The organism is Limnohabitans sp. YIMB22184, assembly GCF_048020265.1.
Lineage (GTDB): Bacteria > Pseudomonadota > Gammaproteobacteria > Burkholderiales > Burkholderiaceae_C > Limnohabitans_A.
In genome coordinates, this window is record NZ_CP171843.1 from 2,844,204 (window position 1) to 2,864,958 (window position 20,755).

At 62.9% G+C, this 20,755-nt stretch carries 14 protein-coding genes; 8 read left to right on the forward strand and 6 right to left on the reverse strand.

Going from position 1 to position 20,755, the window contains the following annotated elements; genetic code table 11:
- Positions 1-5 precede the first annotated feature (5 nt).
- The 5 genes from ACHEXL_RS13235 to glnE form a co-directional block, all read right to left on the reverse strand.
- The gene (locus ACHEXL_RS13235; protein WP_416559866.1) at positions 6-707 is read right to left on the reverse strand and encodes an SDR family oxidoreductase; all 702 of its coding nucleotides are present in this window, start codon (positions 705-707) and stop codon (positions 6-8) included.
- 278 nt (positions 708-985) lie between these two features.
- Positions 986-2,593 carry a phosphoethanolamine transferase gene (locus ACHEXL_RS13240; protein WP_416559867.1) on the reverse strand — a complete coding sequence of 536 codons (1,608 nt, stop codon included), beginning with the start codon at positions 2,591-2,593 and terminating at the stop codon, positions 986-988.
- Between the two features lie 20 nt (positions 2,594-2,613).
- Positions 2,614-5,712 (reverse strand): efflux RND transporter permease subunit, encoded by a 3,099-nt coding sequence (locus ACHEXL_RS13245; RefSeq protein ID WP_416559868.1) that lies wholly within the window; start codon positions 5,710-5,712, stop codon positions 2,614-2,616.
- A 9-nt stretch (positions 5,713-5,721) separates the two neighbouring features.
- On the reverse strand, positions 5,722-6,831 hold the full coding sequence (locus ACHEXL_RS13250; protein WP_416559869.1) for an efflux RND transporter periplasmic adaptor subunit: 1,110 nt from the start codon (positions 6,829-6,831) through the stop codon (positions 5,722-5,724).
- A gap of 126 nt (positions 6,832-6,957) precedes the next feature.
- Positions 6,958-9,702 (reverse strand): bifunctional [glutamate--ammonia ligase]-adenylyl-L-tyrosine phosphorylase/[glutamate--ammonia-ligase] adenylyltransferase, encoded by a 2,745-nt coding sequence (glnE, locus tag ACHEXL_RS13255; protein ID WP_416559870.1) that lies wholly within the window; start codon positions 9,700-9,702, stop codon positions 6,958-6,960.
- Between the two features lie 25 nt (positions 9,703-9,727).
- Here glnE and ACHEXL_RS13260 point away from each other — a divergent pair, with 25 nt between their 5' ends.
- Genes ACHEXL_RS13260 through ACHEXL_RS13275 form a run of 4 tightly spaced genes read left to right on the forward strand, consistent with a single transcriptional unit; the run spans position 9,728 to position 17,123 of the window.
- On the forward strand, positions 9,728-13,816 hold the full coding sequence (locus ACHEXL_RS13260) for a YhdP family protein (RefSeq protein ID WP_416559871.1): 4,089 nt from the start codon (positions 9,728-9,730) through the stop codon (positions 13,814-13,816).
- Between the two features lie 2 nt (positions 13,817-13,818).
- Positions 13,819-15,894, forward strand: a complete 2,076-nt coding sequence (locus ACHEXL_RS13265) for a sensor histidine kinase (protein WP_416559872.1) — start codon at positions 13,819-13,821, stop codon at positions 15,892-15,894.
- Between the two features lie 9 nt (positions 15,895-15,903).
- Positions 15,904-16,554, forward strand: coding sequence for a response regulator transcription factor (locus ACHEXL_RS13270; protein WP_416559873.1), 651 nt, complete (start codon positions 15,904-15,906; stop codon positions 16,552-16,554).
- Complete coding sequence (locus tag ACHEXL_RS13275; protein WP_416559874.1) at positions 16,551-17,123, forward strand: C40 family peptidase; 573 nt, start codon at positions 16,551-16,553, stop codon at positions 17,121-17,123. The genes ACHEXL_RS13270 and ACHEXL_RS13275 overlap by 4 nt, the downstream gene beginning before the upstream one ends.
- Before the next feature lie 22 nt (positions 17,124-17,145).
- On the opposite strand, the gene ACHEXL_RS13280 is transcribed toward ACHEXL_RS13275, so the two are convergent.
- The gene (locus ACHEXL_RS13280) at positions 17,146-17,283 is read right to left on the reverse strand and encodes a hypothetical protein (protein WP_416559875.1); all 138 of its coding nucleotides are present in this window, start codon (positions 17,281-17,283) and stop codon (positions 17,146-17,148) included.
- Here ACHEXL_RS13280 and ACHEXL_RS13285 point away from each other — a divergent pair.
- From ACHEXL_RS13285 to ACHEXL_RS13300, 4 genes are all read left to right on the forward strand, one after another.
- Positions 17,282-18,442, forward strand: coding sequence for a murein transglycosylase A (locus tag ACHEXL_RS13285; protein WP_416559876.1), 1,161 nt, complete (start codon positions 17,282-17,284; stop codon positions 18,440-18,442). The genes ACHEXL_RS13280 and ACHEXL_RS13285 overlap by 2 nt on opposite strands.
- The gene (locus tag ACHEXL_RS13290; protein ID WP_416559877.1) at positions 18,439-18,714 is read left to right on the forward strand and encodes a YkgJ family cysteine cluster protein; all 276 of its coding nucleotides are present in this window, start codon (positions 18,439-18,441) and stop codon (positions 18,712-18,714) included. Before ACHEXL_RS13285 ends, ACHEXL_RS13290 begins: the two co-directional genes overlap by 4 nt.
- An 87-nt stretch (positions 18,715-18,801) precedes the next feature.
- Positions 18,802-19,587 (forward strand): class II aldolase/adducin family protein, encoded by a 786-nt coding sequence (locus ACHEXL_RS13295; protein WP_416559878.1) that lies wholly within the window; start codon positions 18,802-18,804, stop codon positions 19,585-19,587.
- Positions 19,588-19,623: 36 nt separating this feature from the next.
- A complete protein-coding gene (locus ACHEXL_RS13300; RefSeq protein WP_416559879.1) occupies positions 19,624-20,748 on the forward strand; it encodes an alkene reductase in 1,125 nt (374 codons plus the stop codon).
- The last annotated feature ends 7 nt before the right edge of the window (positions 20,749-20,755 follow it).

A 20,755-nucleotide genomic window follows, 5' to 3' on the forward strand; every position in this document is an offset into this window, starting at 1 on the left:
CGCGTTCACACCGAGCGCATCAAACCGCCATCCACACGGATGTTCTGGCCCGTGATGTAGGCCGCGCCCTCCGAAGCCAAAAAGGCGATGGTCGCGGCCACTTCTTCGCTGGTGCCGTAGCGCTGCATGGGCACGCTTTCGCGGCGCTCTTCTTTGGCGGGCAGACTGTCAATCCAGCCCGGCAAAACATTGTTCATGCGCACATTGTGCGCGGCGTGCTCATCGGCAAACAGCTTGGTGAAGGCGGCCAAGCCAGCGCGTGCCACCGCCGAGGTCGGAAACATCGCACTGGGCTCGACCACCCAGGCGCTGGAGATGTTGACGATAGACCCCGCTTTTTGCTGGACCATGATGGGCGCCACCAAACGCACGGCGCGCACCACGTTCAGAAAGTACATGTCCAGGCCCAGATGCCACTGCGCATCGGTCAGCTCCAGCACAGGGCCTTTGGGACCGTGGCCTGCGCTGTTGACCAACACATCGATGCGGCCCCATCGCGCCATGGTTTGATCCACCAGTTTTTGCAGGTCTTCGCTCGACTGGTTGGAGCCCGTCAGCCCCAAGCCTCCCAATTCGCGGCCCAGAGCCTCGCCCTTGCCGGACGAGGACAAGACCGCCACCTGAAAACCATCCTGCGCCAGCTTGCGCGCCGCAGCAGCGCCCATGCCACTGCCGCCCCCCACCACCATTGCCACCTTGTTGCCCATGTGTTGCTCCTTTGTCTTGTGTTGCCGCATGCACGCAATAGGCGCGTCCCGCTGCACCTGCACCATCAGGCAGGGCTCCAGTCACGGCCTTGCAGGCACTGTAACCAAAGGCATGCCCAGACGCTGTCGCCCAAAACGATCCATGGCGCACCACTCGGTTTGGGAACCTGATTTTTGCCCCACCCATGCCCTCCCGACAGCCAAGCGACCTCGTCACAGGGACAACAACGCGCACCCATGCGGCCACCGGTGGGTCAGCAAGAGCAGGGCCGAAGGCCTCAAGAGTTGAAGTCGGTCACCATGCCCAGCGCTGGTGGCTTCCATTGGTAGCTCGGATCGAGCACATCCTGTTGCGGGACGTGCCCCAACCAATCGATGCCCAACAAGCGCAGCACGCTGTGCCCCAGCCAATCGGTTCGAACCGGTTGCAAAAAAGTTCGGCTGGACAAGCCTTCGATGGCATCGCCCCAGAACAACACAGGGACACGGTAACCGTCGGCCGTCCAGGCGCTGTGGCCCACATGTTCACCAGCGTGGCCCACCTCTTGCCCATGGTCCGAAAAGTAAACCCATGCAGACTTCTTGCCATGCTGGCGGGTCAGGTCCAAAGTGGCCGCCACCACGGCGTCGTGGTAGTGAATGGCCGAGTCATAGTCGTTGCGCAAACTTCTGACCCGGGGTGAGCGACCCTGGTCTTTCAAGCTTTGGTAGATGTCGTCCTTGACGTTGCGAAAAGGCACCCGCTCGTCCGGGTGCCTGAGTTGGTAATGTGGATGCGAGCCCAACAGATGCAAGACGATCAATTTGCGCGGTGTCGGGTCCTTCAGGGCGGCTTCCAGCACTGGCAAGGTGTTTTCATCGAGTGAAAGTGCCGAACGCCCGGGGGTCTTGTTCAACATGTGGACCGAATCGGCCAACTGCGCATGCTCTTGGTCAATCGCCAAATCATCATGGTTGCTGATCCACCATGTCCGATAGCCCGCCGCCTTCGCCAGCGCCAGCAGATGCTGCTGTGCGCTGTGGTCTTGGCCCATGTAAAAGAAATGGCGCAAGGCCGCAATCGTGCTGGCATCCACCGACCAGGCGTGCCGAAACACGCCCAAGCGACCGGCTTCGCTCTGTTGAAGCTGCATGAGCTGGGGCGTGGTGTCGCGCGGATAGCCATACAGGGACAGGTGCCCCCGGTTGATGCTCTCGCTGATGACCAACACCAGCGTATCCGGCCCAGCAGGCGTGAGGATTGGGTTTTGTTTCTGCGCGTTTGCCAACAAGCGCTGACGCTGTTCACCAAGATCGCCCCACTGCGCGCGCAGCTTGGACACATCGGCCATCCAGCCTGACCAGAAAAGCAGCGGATGGTGGTGACGCCATGGTTTGCTGAGCAGCGACAGCACCGCCAAGGCCAGCAACAAACTCAAAACCGCAAGGCGCCAGCCATGCACCTTCAGTTGAGGCTGTGGCTGGCGCCACCACCACAGAAGACTGCTGGCAAGCAGCACCAGTGACATGAACACCCCAAGCACCCCAAGCCACACACTGGCCCCATACATCGCCATGAACTCTGTCACTTCCTGCGACGTGGTGTTGGCCACCGCCGTGAGGACCATGGCGCTCGCCGGACTGGCGCCATAAATGTCCAGCAAAAAACACCTCACCGCAGCATCGGCAATGAAAGCGAACCCCATGATGCCCACAAAGCCGGCCTGAAGCGCTCGCCAACCGGTGTGCCGATGGGGCCAACACAGGCAAAGCCCCGCGGGCAAAGCCAGCACCACAAGCTGAAAAAGCCGCTTGCCGTCGTAGGCCAGCACCAGCGCCGCCATGACGGCGCACAGGGCCAAAATCGCCACCGAAAGACGCAGCCGCTTGGGTGCCATCGTGTTCATCAACGAGGTTTCGAAGGCCTTCATGCCCCCCGCGTGACCTTCTTGTACAGGCGTGCCGACCACTGGCCCAAATCGTCCAGGTAGGTGAACACCACCGGAATCACCAACAAGCTGAGCACGGTGCTGGTGAGCAGGCCGCCAATCACCGCAATCGCCATGGGCGAGCGGAAACTCGCATCGGCCGCGCCCCAGCCCACGGCAATCGGCAGCATGCCTGCGCCCATGGCAATGGTGGTCATGACAATCGGTCGGGCGCGCTTGTGGCAGGCGTCGAGCAACGCGTCCCAGCGGCTCATGGGCGGCACAGCAGGGTGATCGCCTTCGGCGGGCTTGCCGCGCCGCGCCTCGATCGCGTACTCCACCAGCAAGATCGAATTTTTGGTGGCGATGCCCATGAGCATGATCAGACCAATGAGCGAAGGCATGGAGAAGCTCTTTTGTGCGATCAACAGACCCACAAATGCGCCACCCAGCGACAACGGCAGCGCCGCCAAAATCGTGATGGGGTGCAGGAAGCCTTTGAACAGCAGCACCAGCACGATGTAGATGCACAGCACACCGATCATCATGGCCAGGCCAAAGCTGGCAAAGAGTTCGCCCATCACTTCGGCGTCACCCACTTCCACGATCTTCACGCCGGGCGGCAGGCTTTGCAGCGCGGGCAGCTTTTGCACCGCCTCCGTCACGTCGCCCAGCGGCATGCCCGACAGCTCGATCTCGAAGTTGATGTTGCGCTGGCGGTCGTAGCGGTCGATCACGGCCGGGCCGCCCGCCACTTCGATGCTGGCCACCTGGCCCAGCATGACCGGGCCACGGCTGCCGGGCACCATCAGGCGCTCGAGCGTGGCCAGGTCTTGCCGGGACTCGTCACCCAGCTTCACGACGATGGGCACCTGGCGCTCCGACAAATTGAGCTTGGGCAGGGCCGCGTCGTAGTCGCCCAAAGTGGCCACGCGCAAGGTGTCGCTGATGGCGGCGCTGGTCACGCCCAAATCGGCGGCTTTGGCAAAGTCGGGGCGCACCGCGATTTCGGGGCGCACCAGGCTGGCCGTCGATGCAATCGAGCCCAGGCCTGAAATAGTGCGCAGGTCACGCTCCACCGCCATGGCGGCAGTTTGCAGGGCCTGCGGGTCTTCGCCCGTGAGCACCAGCACGTATTTCTCGCCCGAGCCGCCCAGGCCCACCTTGGTGCGCACGCCGGGCAGTTGCTGCAAGGCCGTGCGGATGTCGTTTTCAATCGCCTGCTTGCGCGGGCGTGTGCCGCGCTCGGTCAGCTGGATGGTGAGTGTGGCTTTGCGCACCTCGGCCGCACCGCCACCCGCAAACGGGTCAGAACCCGCGCTGCCGCCACCAATCGTGGTGTAGACGCTTTTCACGTTGTCCACGGTCATCAAGAGCGTGCGGGCGTGTTCGGCACTGGCCTGGGTTTGCGCCAAGGTGGCACCCGGGGGCAGCTCCACATAGACCTGGGTTTGCGAGTTGTCGTCCGGCGGAATGAAGCCCTTGGGCAGCAAGGGCACCAGCATGATGGAGCCGATGAAAAACAGCGTGGCCAAGACCATGGTGGCCAGGCGGTGCTTCATGCACCAGGTGGCCCAGACCATGTAGCGCTTGAGCCAGCCCGGCTCGTGCTCGGCCGTGACAATGGGCTTCAAGATGTAGGCCGCCATCATGGGCGTGAGCACCCGCGCCACCACCAGCGAGGCGAAAACCGCGAGCGACGCCGTCCAGCCAAACTGCTTGAAAAACTTGCCCGGAATGCCGCTCATGAAAGCCGTGGGCAAAAACACCGCGATCAAGGTGAAGGTGGTGGCGATCACGGCCAGACCGATTTCATCGGCCGCTTCCATGGCCGCCTGATAAGGCGACTTGCCCATGCGCAAATGGCGCACGATGTTTTCCACCTCGACAATCGCGTCGTCCACCAGCACGCCGATCACCAAAGACAGCGCCAGCAAGGTCACCACGTTGATGGAAAAACCCAGATACGCCATGCCAATGAAAGCCGGGATGACCGACAGCGGCAGCGCAACCGCCGACACAAAGGTGGCCCGCCAATCGCGCAAAAACAGCCACACCACCAGCACCGCCAAAATCGCGCCTTCGTACAGCAGCACGAGTGAGCCGTTGTACTCCTCCTCTACAGGGGTCACGAAGTCAAAGGCCTCGGTGATCTCAATGTCGGGGTTTTGCAGCCGGTAATCGGCCAGCGCCTGGCGCACCAAGCGGCCCACGGCCACCTCGCTCTCGCCTTTGCTGCGCACCACCTCAAAACCCACCACGGGCTTGCCGTCCAGTGCGGCGGCAGACCGCGCATCGGCCAGGGTGTCGCTCACCGTGGCCACCTGGTCCAGGCGAACACGGCCACCCCGCGATGTGGCCAGCTCAATCTGTCCGACCTCTTGCGCCGTCTTGACGGTGGCCAAGGTGCGCACGGGCTGCTCGCCCGCGCCCACATCCATGCGCCCGCCCGAGCCTTCTTGCTGCACCTGCTTGAGCTGGCGTGACACTTCGGCCGCCGTGATGCCCAGCGCCTGCAAACGGTTCACGTCGAGCGCCACACGCACTTCGCGCGTCACGCCCCCCACTCGGTTGACGGCACCCACGCCGCGCAGCGACAAGAGCTTGCGGGTGATGTCCTTGTCCACCAACCACGACAGCGCCTCGTCGTCCATGCGTTCGGAACGCACGGTATAAGCCAGCACCGGCGTGCCGGCCAGGTTGAGCTTTTGCACGACCGGGTCGCGCAGGTCGCTGGGCAAGTCGGCCCGCACGCCCTGGATGGCCGAGCGCACATCGTCCACCGCTTCTTGGGTGGGCTTTTCCATGCGGAACTCGGCGGTGATCGACACCACACCGTCTTGCACCTTGGTGGTGATGTGCTTGAGGCCTTGCAGCGGCGCCAGCGCGTTTTCGAGCTTGCGGGCCACATCGGTTTCGAGCTGCGACGGCGCCACACCGGGCAGGCTGGCCGTCACAGAGATGGTGGGCACATCCAGATCAGGAAAGTTCTGCACCTTCATCGAGCCAAACGCGATCAGACCCGCCACCGTCAGCAGCACAAACAGCATGACCGCCGGAATCGGGTTGCGGATCGACCAGGAAGAGACGTTGAGCATGGCGTCCCTTTATTTGGCAGCGGGTGTGGCTGCCGGGGCATCCACCACACGCACCGTGTCGCCGTGGTTCAGGAACGCACCACCGCTGGCCACCACCCGCGCATCGGCTTTCAGGCCGCTGATCACCTCCACGCGATCGCCGTTTTGGCGACCGGTTTGCACCTTCAGCTGACTGACTTTTTGGTCGGCCCCCACGGTATAGACATAACTGAAACCATCGCGCACCACCACCGCACTTTGAGGCACGGTGAGGGCCTGGCTTTGGCCCAGCGCGATCTCGCCTTGGGCGTACATGCCTGCGCGGGCGCTGCCGGTTTGGGCGGGCAAGTCCACATAAACCAAAGCGTTGCGGGTTTGGGCATCGACCGAGGGCGCGACCATGCGCACCTTGCCTTGCAGCAGCTGGCCACTGGCGGCTTTGACTTGCACGGGCGCGCCGACCTGGATGCGGCCAATTTCGGCAGCCGTCACTTCAGCACGCCACTCGAGACGGCCCTGGCGGATCAAGCGGAACAATTCTGTGCCCGCACCCACCACGCTGCCCACCGTGGCCTGCCGGGCCGAGATCACACCCGCATCGGGCGCGCGCACCTGCGTCTGCGACAGGCGCACGTTTTGCAGCTGCACCAGGGCGCGGGCCGACTGCACGCGGGCCAAAGCGGAGGCCTCAGCGGCCAGCGCCTGGCTCAGCTGTGCGTTGCTGAAAAAGCCTTGCTGCTGCAGGCTGCGGGCACGCTCGGCCTGGGCTTTGGCCTCTTGGGCGCTAGCCGTGGCTTCGGCCAGGGCGGCTTCGGCCTGCGCCAGCTCGGCACGCAAGGTATCGGCCTGCAAAACCGCCAGCACATCGCCGCGCTGCACCCGGTCGCCCACGTTCACACGCACCTCGGTGATCTTCAGGCCATTGGCTTCGGCGCCGACGATGGCTTCTTGCCAGGCGGCCAAGCTGCCGTTCGCGCTGATTTTTTGGGCCAGGCTCGCTGTTTGTGGGGTGGTCACGGTGACCGTGAGGGAGGGTTTGGCGGCGTTGTGGAATTTGCCATCATCGACAGCGCCGGCAACACCGGCCACTCCCGCCAAAACCCAAGCTCCTGCCCACACCCAAACACCGCTTTTTTTCATGACGTTTCTCATTACTGCACGCCCAGCTGGCGTGCATCGAGTTTAGCGGCTGACAGTACACGCGCCACATTGCACTTGGATGCATCAAGGTCATGAAACGCATCGACCCTGCTTCAACAATCCGTGTCAGTGCATGACGGATTGCCACAGCGCCAGAACCGCCTCTCGCTCGGCCGCCAACTGATCAAGCGGCACATCAGTGGGCTCTTCGTTCAAACGGGCGCGGTGCTGCACACGGCGCATTTCGCGGTAGGCATTCGCGGCAGCCTGTCCCATGCCCAGCGGCAGCAAGCCCGCGGCCTCGGCACGGATCAACAAGGCAATGTTGCCCACGTTGTCGGCCAGCTCGGTGTGGGCGGCGGTGTGCAGCAGCACCAGGTACTGCACCGCAAACTCGGCGTCCACCATGCCGCCGGGGCTGTGCTTCACATCAAAGCGCTCGGCTTTGACCGGATGGCCCTGGCGCACTTTGTCGCGCATGGCCACGATTTCGGCCTTGAGGCTGACCGCATCACGCGGCGCGCTGATGACGGCGTGACGCACCGCATCGAAGCGAGGGGCCAAGTCTGGCAAACCCATGACAAAGCGGGCGCGGGTCATGGCCTGGTGCTCCCAGGTCCAGGCGGTGTTGCTGCCGCGCTGCTGCTGGTAGTCGGCATAAGCTTCAAAGCGCGTGACCAACAGGCCCGAATTGCCGTTGGGCCTGAGCGCTGTGTCGATCTCGTAGAGGTCGCCATCGGCGGTTTTCACCGTCATCCAGTTGATGAGTTTGCGCACATAGGCGGCGTAGATTTCCTGTGCGCGTTCGTCCTCGTCTTCGTAGACGAACACGATGTCCAGGTCGCTGCCGTAGCCCAACTCTTTACCACCCAACTTGCCGTAGCCGATGATGGCAATGGCTGGCTCCTCGCGGTGGCGGGTTTTCAGGCGGCTCCAGCACCAACGGGCCGTCACGCGCAGCACAGCATCGGCCAAAGCGCTCAGGTCGTCGGCCACTTGCTCCACCGTGAGCACGCCCTCCACATCGCGCGCCAGGGTGCGGAACTGCTCGGCGTGGTGGGCACGGCGCAGCAAATTCAGCAGGCTTTCCTCGTCGTCTTCGCCCGTGCGCTGCAGCGCCACCAAGCGGGCCTGCAGCTCGCTCTCGAATTCGGCGGCATCAAAACGGCTGTCAAACAGGTTACCCCCGGCCAACTCGTCAATCACGCCCGGGTGTTGCAGCAGGTAACGGGCCGGCCACTTGGCCGCGCCCAGCAAGCGCAGCAGGCGTTCGTGCACCGAGGGACGCTCGAGCATGAGGGCCAGGTAACTTTCGCGTCGCAGCAGGGGCTCAATCCAGTCGACCATGCGCAACACGGCTTCCTCGCTAACACGCCCGACATCCAACCATTGGGCGGTGCGTTGCAGCAGGCGCATCAGGCGACCCCGGGCGTCGTCGCGCAGGGATTGCACACGCGGGTTATCGGCCCACAAGGCCAGCCGCTCGCGCACCGGACCGCTGAAGTCACCCAGCACGGCATCAAGTTCGGCATGCTCACGGTTGTTTTTACCGTTCTTGCCGTTGCAGCCCTTGCATTCACGATCACCGCCCAGCAAGGTGTCGAACTCCTGCGCCACCACCTCGCGGTGCGCATCCAGTTCACTCAAAAAATCCCCGACTGTGGCGTGACCCAAGGTCTGCGCGATCCAGGCTAAATCGTCGTCACGGGTTGGCAACACGTGGGTTTGCTGGTCATCGAGGTACTGGATGCGGTGCTCCACCTGGCGCAAAAACACATAAGCCGCGCCCAAGGCATCGGCCGTGGCCTGCGGCATGAGACCGGCCTTGGCCACACGCTGCAACGCGTCCAAAGTGGGGCGGGTACGCAGCTCAGGAAACTGCCCGCCGCGCACCACCTGCAACAACTGCACCGTGAATTCGATCTCGCGGATACCGCCACGCGAGAGTTTCACATCATTGGCGCGTTCGGGGTGACCCGCGCTTCGCTTGGAGGCGTGGTCGCGGATTTGCTGATGCAAAGTACGCAACGACTCGAACACGTTGTAGTCGAGGTAGCGGCGGAACACAAAAGGCAACACCACACCGCGCAGCGCCTGGGCCGAGCCGTTAACCACCGCGCTGCGGGGCGCGACCACGCGGCTTTTCATCCAGGCAAAGCGCTCCCACTCACGGCCTTGCACCAGCAAATACTCTTCCAGCGCATCGAGTGAGACCACGCTGGGGCCGGAGTTGCCGTTGGGGCGCAGGGCCAAGTCCACCCGGAACACGAAGCCGTGCTCGGTGGTGTCGCCGATCAAGGCATACATGCGCTTGACCGCGCGGGTGAAGTACTCCTGGCACGAGACCTTGTTGCGGCCTTCGCTGTTGCCCAGTGTCTGGCCGTCTTCGTCATAAACATAAATCAGGTCAATGTCGCTCGACACGTTCAGCTCACGGGCGCCCAGTTTGCCCATGCCGATGATCCACATCTCGGCCCGCTCACCGTTGGCCTTGGTGGGGGCACCGTGCAGGCCGTCCAGGTCGGCCACCACCTGCTGCCAGGCGATGTCCAGACTCACTTCGGCCAGCCAGGTCATGCCATGCGTGACCACCGCCAAATCGCCTTGGCGGCTGCAATCCAGACAAGCCAAACGCTCCAGGGTGAGCTGACGCAACACGCGCAAAGCCGCGCTGGTGTCCAGCCCCTTGGCCTGCAAAGCGGCATAGGCGGCACTCAGGCTTTCACGGGTGGGGGGGCCAGGCGGCAAAAGAAGCAACTCTGCGCCGTAGCGGCGGTGCAAGCGCTGCAGAAAACGTGAATACAAGGACAAATCGAGCGGACTGACATCATTTGCGGCGGGTACCTCGTCCATGGGCTGGCTGCGGGTCATAATTCCTGCTGACTTTCTGATTCAAATGTTTGTGCCGTCTTTGCCCACTTTCCCCCGCCTGACCCTAGTGCTGTCCCGCTTGATGCGGATCATGGCCTGGGTCCTGTTGGTGCTGGGCGTTTCATTGGGCATGGCTTGGACTGCCTTGCATTTTTGGATTGTGCCGCGAATCGACACGCACCGTCCCGCGCTGGAGCGCTTGGCCCAGAAAACCATCGGGGTTCCAGTGCGGATTGGTGAAATCTCGGCCGAATCAACGGGCTGGGTCCCCTCGTTTGAGTTGCGCAACATCGAACTGCTCGACCCCGAGGGACGCACCGCCTTGCGACTGCCCAAGGTCATGGTCGCGATCAGCGTGCGCTCGGTGCTGGGCTTGAAACTGGAACAACTGGTGCTGGATGGCCCAGAGCTCGATGTCCGGCAGATGGCCAATGGACGCTGGCGCGTGGCCGGGCTCGATTGGACGACTCAAAAGGGCGGCGACAACGCCGCGGCCGATTGGCTGTTCGCGCAACGCGAAGTCATTGTACGTGGCGGCACGCTGCATTGGACCCGCGAGGGCGCAACGCCAGATGCGGCGCAAACAGAGCCGGTTTCGGTCACACTGTCTTTGCGCGAGTTGGACCTGGTGCTGCGCAATTCGGCCAGACACCACGATGTTCGCCTGGACGCCACCCCACCCGACGACTGGGGTCAACGCTTTGTCACGGTGGGCCGCTTCAAGCGCAACCTCTTGTCGATCCATCCGGGTCGGTGGGCCGACTGGACCGGTCAGCTCTACAGTTACTTTCCCCAAATGGATGTGGCGCAACTGAGCCCTTACATGCCGGCAGGCGTGAAGGTGACATCGGGCCAAGGCAGCTTGCGTCTGTGGAACGACGTGAGCAACGGCCAGTGGGCTGGCGGCGTGGCCGATGTCGACCTGACCGAGCTGCAAACCCGCTGGGCGCAAGACGAGACACCGCTGGCCTTTGAGCGTTTATCGGGTCGTTTGAGCGGCCGGGTCAGTCCACTGGGCTTCGAAGTCTCGACGCAACACCTGGCCTTTGTGAGCGACCAAGGCCTGGCCTGGCCCGGCGGCAATGCCTCGCTGACCTACACCTACCCTCTCGGCAAAAACGCAGCCAGCGGTCAACTGCAAGCCGACCATCTGGACCTGTTGGCGCTGCGCGAAGTGGCCTTGCGCACGCCTTTGCCAGCCGTATGGCGTCAACGCCTGCAACAGCAAACCGTCAGCGGCGAAGTCGACGCGTTGCAGTGGCGTTGGCAAGGCGATTGGCAATCGCCACAGCGCTATGACGGACAAGTCACCTTGCAGAAGTTGTCACTGCCACCGCCGACCACACGCCAAGGCGAAAACCAATCGCGCTGGCCTGGCGTACAAGGCGCGCAAGCCCAACTGAAATTGAACCAGGACGGCGGGCGACTTGAACTGAACATGGGTGCTGACGGGGCCGTGTTTTTGCCGGGCATCCTGGAGGACGCCGAGGTGCGTGTGCAGTCTTTGCATGCGCAAGCGGTTTTCAAACGCGAGAACTCACAGTGGCGCGTGCCCGACTGGAAACTTGAGCTGACCAACGCGGACCTGCAAGGCCAATGGCAAGGCCAATGGAACCCCGCCCCCCAAGGCCAAGGCCCCGGCACGCTGGACCTGCAAGGCAAGATCAAGCAGGCCAACGCGGCGCAGGCGCACCGCTACCTGCCGCTGTCACTGCCCGCGAACGTGCGCCAGTACGTGCGGGACGCGGTGGCCAAGGGGATCTATTCGGACGTGCAAGTCAAGATCAAGGGCGATCTGGCCAAGCTGCCCTTTGCCACCTCCAAGGACGGCGACTTCAGGTTTGCCGGACGCGTCCAGGACGTAGAGCTCGATTACCTGCCTGCGGCCCTGCTGCCCCCCAAAACCCTGCCCTGGCCACGGTTGCACAAATTGAGTGGCCAACTCGTCTTTGACCACCTGGGCATGAAGCTGAGCGACGCCAGCGCCCGCGCAGGCGACCCCCGAACGGGTCTCCTCTTGACCGCAGGCCAGGTGGACATCGCCGACATGTTGAACACCCCTGTGCTGAACGTTTCGGCCGAGAACAAAGGGCCCGCTGCACAGGTGCTGACCCTGGTGCAGAAATCACCTCTGGACGCCATGCTCTCGGGCGCTTTGCGCCAAACCCAGGCCACGGGCAATGTTCAGACCCGCTTCAAATTGGCCGTGCCGCTGCTCACCCCCCAAAACACCAAGCTGCAAGGCACCGTGATACTGGGCGGCAACGATGTGCGCATGACGCCCGACTCACCCCTGCTGGAAAAGCTCCAAGGCACGGTGCAGTTCAGCGAAACCGGTTTCAGCCTGAGCGGCACGCAAGGGCGTCTGTTGGGTGGGCCAGTTCGAATCGAGGGCGGCACGCGTCCGAGCGCTGGCACAGCCAGCACCGAGAGCGCATTGCAATTGCGTGCCCAAGGCCAGATCACGGCCGAAGGGATTCGCCAAGCCAAAGAAATCAGCCCGCTCAACGCTTGGGCCCAACACGCCACGGGTGCCACCAGTTACAGCGCACAGCTGGGCTGGCGACAAGGACAACCTGAATTCACCTTTCAAAGCCAGCTCGACGGCCTGGCCTTGAAACTGCCCGCCCCGCTGGGCAAGGTGGCAAATGCCAGCATGCCGGTTTCTTTGCGCACGCGGGTACAAGGTACTGGCAGCACCTTGCGAGACCAACTGCAACTGGAATGGGGCAGTGTGGCCTCGGCCCTTTATGTGCGTGATTTGTCGGGCCCAGAGCCTGTGGTCCTGCGCGGCAGCCTGACCCTGGGCCTGCCGGCCTCACAAGCCCCGGCACTGCCCGCCACAGGCGTCACCGCTGCGGTGACCCTCGACCGTTTTGCGGTCGACGAATGGCAAAGCCTGTTGCCCACTGAACTGAACGCCGCGAGCCCAAACGCCCCAGGCAAAACGGCCTGGCCAGCCTACGGACCCACACGTATTGGCCTGCAGGCCAACACACTCACCGCCGATGGCCGCACATTGCACCAAGTGGCGGCAGGCGGCGTGCGCGAGGGGAACACATGGCGGGTCAATGTCGATGCCAGAGAGCTCAACGGCCACGTGCTGTACCGCCAACCCACCGGCGATCAATTAGGCCACCTGTTTGCACGCCTGTCGCGTCTGAATTTGCCTCCCTCCAGCGTGGCCGAAGTGGAAGGTCTGCTCGAAGCCCCCCCGGTCAACCTGCCCTCTCTGGACATCGTGGTCGAACAGCTGGAGCTGCGCGGAAAAAAGCTCGGCCGCATCGAAATCGAAGCCCTCAACACCGAGCAGCCCAAAACCCGAATCAAAGCCAGCCCCGAGTGGCAGCTGAACAAATTCAACATCACCGTCCCCGAGGCCAGCTTGCGTAGCACCGGGCGCTGGCTGACCATGGCCGAAGGTGGTCAGCAGCGCAAGACCGAAATGAATTTCAAGCTGGACATTTCAGACGCCGGGGCTTTGCTGACGCGCCTGGGCACGCCCAACGCCTTGCGCGGCGGCACAGGCCAACTCGAAGGGGCGGTGAACTGGCAAGGCTCGCCACTGGCGCTGCATTACCCCAGCATGTCCGGCCAATTTGCGGTCAAGATGGGCCGTGGCCAGTTCCTCAAAGCCGATGCAGGGGCTGCCAAGTTGCTAGGGGTCTTGAGCCTGCAAGCGTTGCCGCGACGCTTGCTGCTGGATTTTCGCGATGTCTTTTACGAAGGCTTTGCCTTTGACTCGGTGCGTGGCGACGTCAGCATCTCACAGGGCATCGCCTACACGCGCAACATGCAAATCAAAGGTGTGAACGCGCTGGTCCAGCTCGACGGCTCGGCTGACATCGCCCAGGAAACCCAAAAGCTGCGGGTGGTGATTTTGCCGGCGCTTGATGCGGGCACGGCCTCCCTGGTGGCGGGCATCGCCGTCAACCCCGTGGTGGGCCTGACGGCTTTTCTGGCGCAGCTGTTCTTGCAAAATCCCTTGATCAAAGCCAACACCCAGGAATTCCTGATCGACGGCAGCTGGGCCGACCCTCGGGTCACCAAAATCAACGGCACAGCCGATGGCAAGAGCCCGGCTGGAAGCAACACCTCCCCTGAAGCCCGATGACAATGCGCGGCGCACCTGGCCTGATGGCCGCATGGCAAAGACAACTGAACCGGATCAGTGCCCAGCTCGACAAGGCCTTGCCCTGGGGGTCCGGGCGACGCTCCTTGTGGGCAGCGCTGATCGCCCTGGTGCTGGCCGTGCTGGCCACCCTGGTGTGGTTGGCCGGCCGCTACGAAGCCAGCCAGGTGCAGGCCGAGCTGGAGCGCGACACCGCCGATGCGGTAGGTGATTTGCGCAGCAGCTTGTCCAGGCAGGTGCAGGCATTGCAGGCCTTGCAATCGGGCCATTTCGCGCCGGCCAACTGGCTGCCCGAAGCTTTGGGTTTGTTGCGCGACAACCGGGACTGGTTGCGCGTGGAGTGGCGCGACAAAACCTGGCAATTGCAAGCGTTTGCCGATTCGCCCTTGCGTGCGCCCGCGTTTGAGCGCATTTCGCGCAACGAAGTCCTAAACGAAGCCAACCAGGCCTGCCAACGGGCCAGGCGCCTGAACGGCCCCGCTTACTCCAGCACCTATTTTTTGCCGCAAAGCAACGGTCTGGGCATCGAAGTCATGGAGTTGTGTCTGCCCGTCACGCAAAACGGCGAATGGGTGGGTTTCACGGTCGTGACCTACAGCCTGCAAGAGCTGCTGACTGAGCGCCTGGGCAGCACCTTTGGGCGCAGGAACGAATTGTCTTTCATCGAACCGGATGGCACACGACTGGCCATTGCCGGTGCGCAACGCCGTGAGCGGCGGGTGTTCACCAGCCAGCAATTGGTGGATTTGCCGGGCAACACCTTGCTGCTGCGCATGGATGGCCGGCGGGGCGAGCCGGACCTGTTCCCGAATGTGCTCACGGCCTTGGTCACGGGCATGTCGATCGCGCTGATCACGGTGATGGTGTTGCTGACCAAAGACGCCCGCAGGCGTCTGAAGGCCGAACGCGATCTGGCCGACGCGCTGGCTTTTCGCAAAGCCATGGAAGACTCCTTGGTCACGGGCTTGCGTGCACGCGATCTGCAAGGCCGCATCACCTATGTGAACCCCGCGTTTTGCCAAATGGTGGGCTGGGAGGCCAATGCCCTGATCGGCCAGAACGCCCCCATGCCTTATTGGCCCCCCGAAATGGTGGACGAATACCAGCAGCGTCAGGCCATCCGCATGGCGGGCAATGCATCACCCAGAGAGGGTTTTGAATCGGTCTTCATGCGCCAGGACGGCACCCGCTTTCCAGTGCTCATCATCGAGGCCCCCCTAATCAGCGTGCAGGGCGAACAGACCGGCTGGATGGGCGCGGTCATCGACATCAGCGAGCAGCGACGCATCGAAGAACTCTCGCGGGCAAGCCAGGACCGCCTGCAAGCCACGGCACGTCTGGCCACCGTGGGCGAAATGGCGTCCTTGCTCAGCCATGAGCTGAACCAGCCTTTGGCCGCGATCGCCAGTTATGCCAACGGCTCGCTCAACCTGCTCAAGGACCCGCAGGCCGAACCGCAAACCCTGGACGACGTGCACATGGCCCTGCGCCGCATCGCCGAACAGGCCGAGCGGGCCGGGCGCGTCATCAACAGCGTGCACGACTTTGTGCGCCGTCGCGACCAAGCGCGTGAAGCCGTACAACCCCAGGCTTTACTGGACGCCATCGCCCCGCTGGTCAACTTGCAAGCACGCAAACTGCAGGTGCGCGTGCACATGCGGGTGGACGCCCGACTGCCTGCTGTGTGGTGCGACCGCACCATGGTCGAGCAAGTTCTGCTCAACCTGGCACGCAACGGCATGCAGGCCATGGATTTGCCACACTGCCGTGACAGGGTGCTGGTGCTGCAGGTGCAACTGGCCACGCCCAAACAAGAACAAGCGGGCGTGGCGTTTTCTGTGACCGACCTGGGTGCAGGCATTGCGCCCGATGTGGCGGCCCAACTGTTCAACCCTTTCTTCACCACCAAGCCCGAAGGCATGGGCCTGGGCCTGAGTCTGTGCCGCACCGTGGTGGAGCAGCATGGGGGACAGCTGGAGTTTGAGCCCCACAGCCCCAAGGGAACCGTGTTCCGCTTCACGCTGCCCACAGTGAGCGGCCCGGCCGCGCACACCGCCTAAAATCGCGCCATGCAACCCCCTTTTGACAGCATGGTCTACATCGTCGACGACGACATCAGCGTGCGCGAAGGCATGGCCTGGTTGCTGCGCACAAGGCGCTTGCTCAGCGAGTCCTACGACAGCGCCGAAGCCTTTTTGGAGATGCTGGAGGCGGCCGCTTCACAAGCCAACGCCACACCCCTGCCCCAGCAGGCCGGGTGTATCTTGCTGGATGTGCGCATGCCGGGCATGAGTGGCCTGGCCTTGTTTGAACACCTGCAAGCCAGCGGCATCGCCCAGGCTTGGCCAGTGATCTTCCTGACCGGCCATGCGGATGTACCCACTGCGGTGGACAGCGTCAAACGCGGTGCCTTTGATTTTTGTGAAAAACCCTTTTCAGACAACGCTCTGGTCGATCGGGTGGAACAGGCCTTGCGCTTGTCCCAAGACCGCTTGCAGGCACGCACCCAACAGATCTTTTTACAATCGCGCCTGGGCGAATTGACCGACCGGGAACGCGATGTGATGCGCCTGGTCGTGGAAGGGCTGCCCAACAAACTGATCGCCGACCAACTCGACATCAGCGTGCGCACGGTCGAAGTACACCGCTCGCGCGTTTTCGACAAGATGGAGGTCAAGTCGGCCGTCGAATTGGCCAACCTGATGCGAACATTGACATGAGCCAGTCCACGGACACAAGCCGAGCCTTCCACACCTTCGTGCGCACGGGCCTGAGCACTCTGCTCACCGGTCTGGCTCTGCTTGTGGTGGGCTGCTCGTCTGCCCCTGTGCTGACAAACAAGCAGACAGCGCCCGCCCATGGGCCAGAGCTTTCGTCTGACCCCCAGACGGCTGCGACCCCGGATTACCACCCCAAACGCAATGACCTGGCCCTGTTTGCCATGTCCTTGCTGGACACGCCTTACAGCTGGGGCGGCCGAGGACCTGCCACGGGGTTTGACTGTTCAGGCCTCGTGTCGCACGTTTTCCGGGAAGCGGCGGGTTTGCCCGTCAAGGGCACATCGGCCGATTTGGGCCAAAAGTCACGGCCCATCGACCGCACCCGCATTCAGCCGGGTGATCTGGTGTTCTTCAACACCTTGGGAGCGCGGCATTCGCATGTGGGCATTTATGTGGGTGGCGGCCGCTTTGTGCATGCCAGCAATCCCCGCACCGGCGTGCGCATGGACCAGCTGAGCAACCGCTATTACGCCCAGCGTTTTGAAGGCGCCGGAACGCTGCTGGACTGAGCCCCTCTCGTCAACGTCCCAATCAGGGCTTTTGATCGTCTTGTGCTTTTTTGTCGGCCGTCGGCAATTCGCCCTTGTTTCGGCCGGAAAACATGGTCCACCACACAATCACGACGAAGAGCACCAGGGCCAACAAGGCTTCCAGCAAAATAAGCGCCATGATCAAGTTCCCGTTTTTAAATGTTCGCCGCGCGAGTGCCCGCTGGCTGTTGGCTGCGATTGTAGGCAGCCTGACCGCTTGCTCGGTCGCCCCCGTGATGGATGAGCCCAGCCCAAGCGGCCCATTGGCCACGCCACCCACTGCGGATGTGACGCCGCTGCCCCCCGTGATCATGCAAGCCAAAAGCCGCTGGGTTCCGGTGCCCTGGTCCGAACTGCCCGGACTGGAACAAGACGCGGTGCACGAAGCCTGGCCTGCATGGGTGCAAAGCTGCACCCGCCCCAGTCCCGCCTGGGCTACGCTGTGCCCGGAAGTTCGGCAACTGGCACAGGCACCTGTGCAAACGCAACGCCAATGGCTGCGCGAGAAATTGCAGCCCTACCGCGTGGAGTCACACACCCAGCAAAGCGAGGGCTTGTTAACGGCTTATTACGAGCCTGTCTTGAATGCCGAACGCCGCGCACGCCCCGGCTTTGACGTGCCGCTCTATGGCCCGCCTGCCGACCTGAACCAACGCAAGCCCTGGTACACCCGACAAGAAATCGACACCCTGCCTGCGGCTCGCGCCGCACTGCGCAGCAAGGCATTGGTGTACCTGGCCGACCCGGTCGACGCCATGGTGCTGCACATCCAGGGCTCAGGCCTGATCAATGTGCGCGAACCCGATGGCAGGCAACGCATGGTGCGGCTGGCGTTTGCGGGCACCAACGAGCAGCCCTACAAAAGCATTGGCCGCTGGCTGCTGGACCAAAACCTGATTCGCGACGCCTCGTGGCCCGGCATCAAATCATGGATAGAGCGCAACCCCTCGCGTGTGAACGAGTTGCTGTGGCAAAACCCCCGTGTGGTTTTTTTCAAGGAAGAAGCCTTGCCTGTCGGCACTGTGCCGCCAGGCCCCAAGGGTGCGCAGGGCGTGCCCTTGACCGCAGAGCGCTCCATCGCGGTGGACCGCAGCAGCATTCCCTATGGCACCCCCGTGTGGCTCAAATCCAGCGGCCCGCAAACCCGGCTTGACCGCCTGGTGTTGGCCCAAGACACTGGGACCGCCATTGTGGGCGCGGTGCGGGCCGATTACTACGCAGGCTCCGGCCCGGCAGCGGGTGAGCTGGCAGGGCGCATGAAGCAGCCCCTGCAACTGTGGGCGCTGTGGCCCCGATGAGTCTGAACTGCCGACCCGGTTGCGCCGCCTGCTGCACGGCGCCGTCCATCTCCTCGCCCATCCCCGGCATGCCGGGGGGCAAACCCGCAGGCGTGCCTTGCATTCAGCTCGACGAGCAGCTGCGCTGCAAAATATTTGGCCAGCCCGAGCGGCCTGCCGTGTGTGGGCAACTGCAAGCCAATGTGGAGATGTGTGGTCCGCTGGACGATCAGGGTCAGTTTGCACGGATTTACCTCACCCGGCTTGAACAGCTCACTCTCCCGGATGCCTGAAGCGGCGCTGGTGCCCCAGTCACCAAGACGTCATGAGCGCCGACGGTTCATGGGTAAGCTGAAATTTTTGACTTTCGGAGCACAGCCATGGCGTTTGAAATTCCTTCTTTGAAAGACAGCGTTCACCCCGACGAATGGCAGCTGCGACTGGACTTGGCCGCGTGTTACCGGCTGGTGGCGCTGTACGGCTGGAGCGATCTGGTGTTCACCCACATCAGCGCCAAGCTGCCGCACTCGGTGGCGGGTGATGCGCACCAGTTTCTGATCAACCCCTACGGCCTGATGTTTGACGAGATCACCGCGTCCAGCCTGGTGAAGGTGGACATGCAGTGCAACAAGCTGCACGACAGCCCCTTTCCGGTGAATCCGGCCGGCTTTGTGATCCATAGCGCGGTGCACGAAGCCAGACCCGATGCCGGCTGCGTGTTGCACACCCACACCCGCGCAGGCGTGGCTGTGAGCGCCCAGGCGCACGGCGTGTTGCCCATCAGCCAACAAAGCACCTTTGTGCTGGCTTCACTGGCCTACCACGGCTACGAAGGCGTGGCCATCCGCGACGATGAAAAACTGCGTCTGCAAGCCGATCTGGGTTCGGCCAATTACCTGGTGCTGCGCAACCACGGCTTGCTCACCGTGGGCAAAACCATTGCCGATGCATTCCTGTCGATGTACACGTTTGAAAACACCTGCCGGATTCAGGTCGACGCGCTGGCCGGGCAAGCGGGCCCCAAAGACCTCACGGCTGTAAACCCTCAAATTCTGGATGGCGTGGCCAACGCCATGCGCGTGCAAACGGGTGGCTTGGGCGGTGCATTCGTCTGGCCATCCTTGCTGCGCAAGCTCCAACGGGAATGCCCGGGCTATGACGTTTGACCCCGTCCTCTCACATTTTTATTCTGTCTGGTACACATGACTTCTTTGTTTGAACCCTGCCACGTCGGCAGCATCGCTTTGGCCTCACGCATCGTGATGGCCCCACTCACCCGCAACCGCGCCCCAGGCGCACTGGCCAACGCACGCATGGCCAACTATTACCGCCAACGCGCCAACCCGGTCACAGGTGCGGGCCTGATCATCACCGAGGCCACGGCCATCAGCCACCAGGGCCAAGGTTATGCCGATGTGCCCGGCATCTGGAGCGCGGAACAAGTTGCCTCTTGGAAGCAAGTGACAGACGCCGTACACGCCGAGGGCGGCAAGATCGTGGTGCAGCTGTGGCATGTGGGCCGGGTGTCGCACACCAGCTTGCAGCCCGAGGGTGCGGCGCCAGTGGCGCCTTCGGCCATCACGGCCAAAACCAAAACAGTGCTGCTGGTCGACGGCCAAGCCCAATTCATGGACACCTCCACGCCCCGTGCGCTGGACGCCGCAGAATTGCCCGGCATCGTGCAAGATTACCGCCGCGCCGCCGCCAATGCCGTCGCGGCCGGTTTTGATGGCGTGGAAGTGCACGCGGCCAACGGTTACCTGATCGACCAGTTCTTGCGCTCGGGCAGCAACCTGCGCAGCGATGCTTACGGCGGCAGCATTGAAAACCGTGCCCGTTTTCTGCACGAAGTGATGAGCGCCGTGGTGGCAGAAATTGGCGGCCATCGCACAGGCATTCGCCTGTCTCCTGTCACACCCGCCAACGATGCCAGCGACGACCTGCCTCAACCCTTGTTTGAACACGTGGTCCGTTTGCTGGGCTCGATGGGGCTGGCCTATGTGCACGTGATCGAAGGCTCGACCGGTGGGCCTCGCGACCACCAACAAGGTGCGCAGGCTTTTGATTACGCCGCGCTGCGCCAGGCTTACACCGCGGCCAACGGTCAGGGCGCCTGGATGCTCAACAATGGCTACGATTTAACAATGGCCGAGCAAGCGCTGGCCCAAGGTGCCGATCTGGTGGCATTTGGCCGCCCCTTCATTGCCAACCCGGATCTGGGCGCACGACTCAAGCAAGGTGGCCCATTCAACACCCCTGACCGCAAGACCTTTTATGGCGGTGACGACACAGGCTATACGGATTACCCGCGCTTGTCACAAGATTGACGGTTGT

Coding starts and splice junctions, on each gene's coding strand:
- ACHEXL_RS13235 (WP_416559866.1), bottom strand. CDS start 707: ATGGGCAACAAGGTGGCAATGGTGGTGGGGGGCGGCAGTGGCATGGGC.
- ACHEXL_RS13240 (WP_416559867.1), bottom strand. CDS start 2,593: ATGAACACGATGGCACCCAAGCGGCTGCGTCTTTCGGTGGCGATTTTG.
- ACHEXL_RS13245 (WP_416559868.1), bottom strand. CDS start 5,712: ATGCTCAACGTCTCTTCCTGGTCGATCCGCAACCCGATTCCGGCGGTC.
- ACHEXL_RS13250 (WP_416559869.1), bottom strand. CDS start 6,831: ATGAAAAAAAGCGGTGTTTGGGTGTGGGCAGGAGCTTGGGTTTTGGCG.
- glnE (WP_416559870.1), bottom strand. CDS start 9,702: ATGACCCGCAGCCAGCCCATGGACGAGGTACCCGCCGCAAATGATGTC.
- ACHEXL_RS13260 (WP_416559871.1), top strand. CDS start 9,728: ATGTTTGTGCCGTCTTTGCCCACTTTCCCCCGCCTGACCCTAGTGCTG.
- ACHEXL_RS13265 (WP_416559872.1), top strand. CDS start 13,819: ATGCGCGGCGCACCTGGCCTGATGGCCGCATGGCAAAGACAACTGAAC.
- ACHEXL_RS13270 (WP_416559873.1), top strand. CDS start 15,904: ATGCAACCCCCTTTTGACAGCATGGTCTACATCGTCGACGACGACATC.
- ACHEXL_RS13275 (WP_416559874.1), top strand. CDS start 16,551: ATGAGCCAGTCCACGGACACAAGCCGAGCCTTCCACACCTTCGTGCGC.
- ACHEXL_RS13285 (WP_416559876.1), top strand. CDS start 17,282: ATGATCAAGTTCCCGTTTTTAAATGTTCGCCGCGCGAGTGCCCGCTGG.
- ACHEXL_RS13280 (WP_416559875.1), bottom strand. CDS start 17,283: ATGGCGCTTATTTTGCTGGAAGCCTTGTTGGCCCTGGTGCTCTTCGTC.
- ACHEXL_RS13290 (WP_416559877.1), top strand. CDS start 18,439: ATGAGTCTGAACTGCCGACCCGGTTGCGCCGCCTGCTGCACGGCGCCG.
- ACHEXL_RS13295 (WP_416559878.1), top strand. CDS start 18,802: ATGGCGTTTGAAATTCCTTCTTTGAAAGACAGCGTTCACCCCGACGAA.
- ACHEXL_RS13300 (WP_416559879.1), top strand. CDS start 19,624: ATGACTTCTTTGTTTGAACCCTGCCACGTCGGCAGCATCGCTTTGGCC.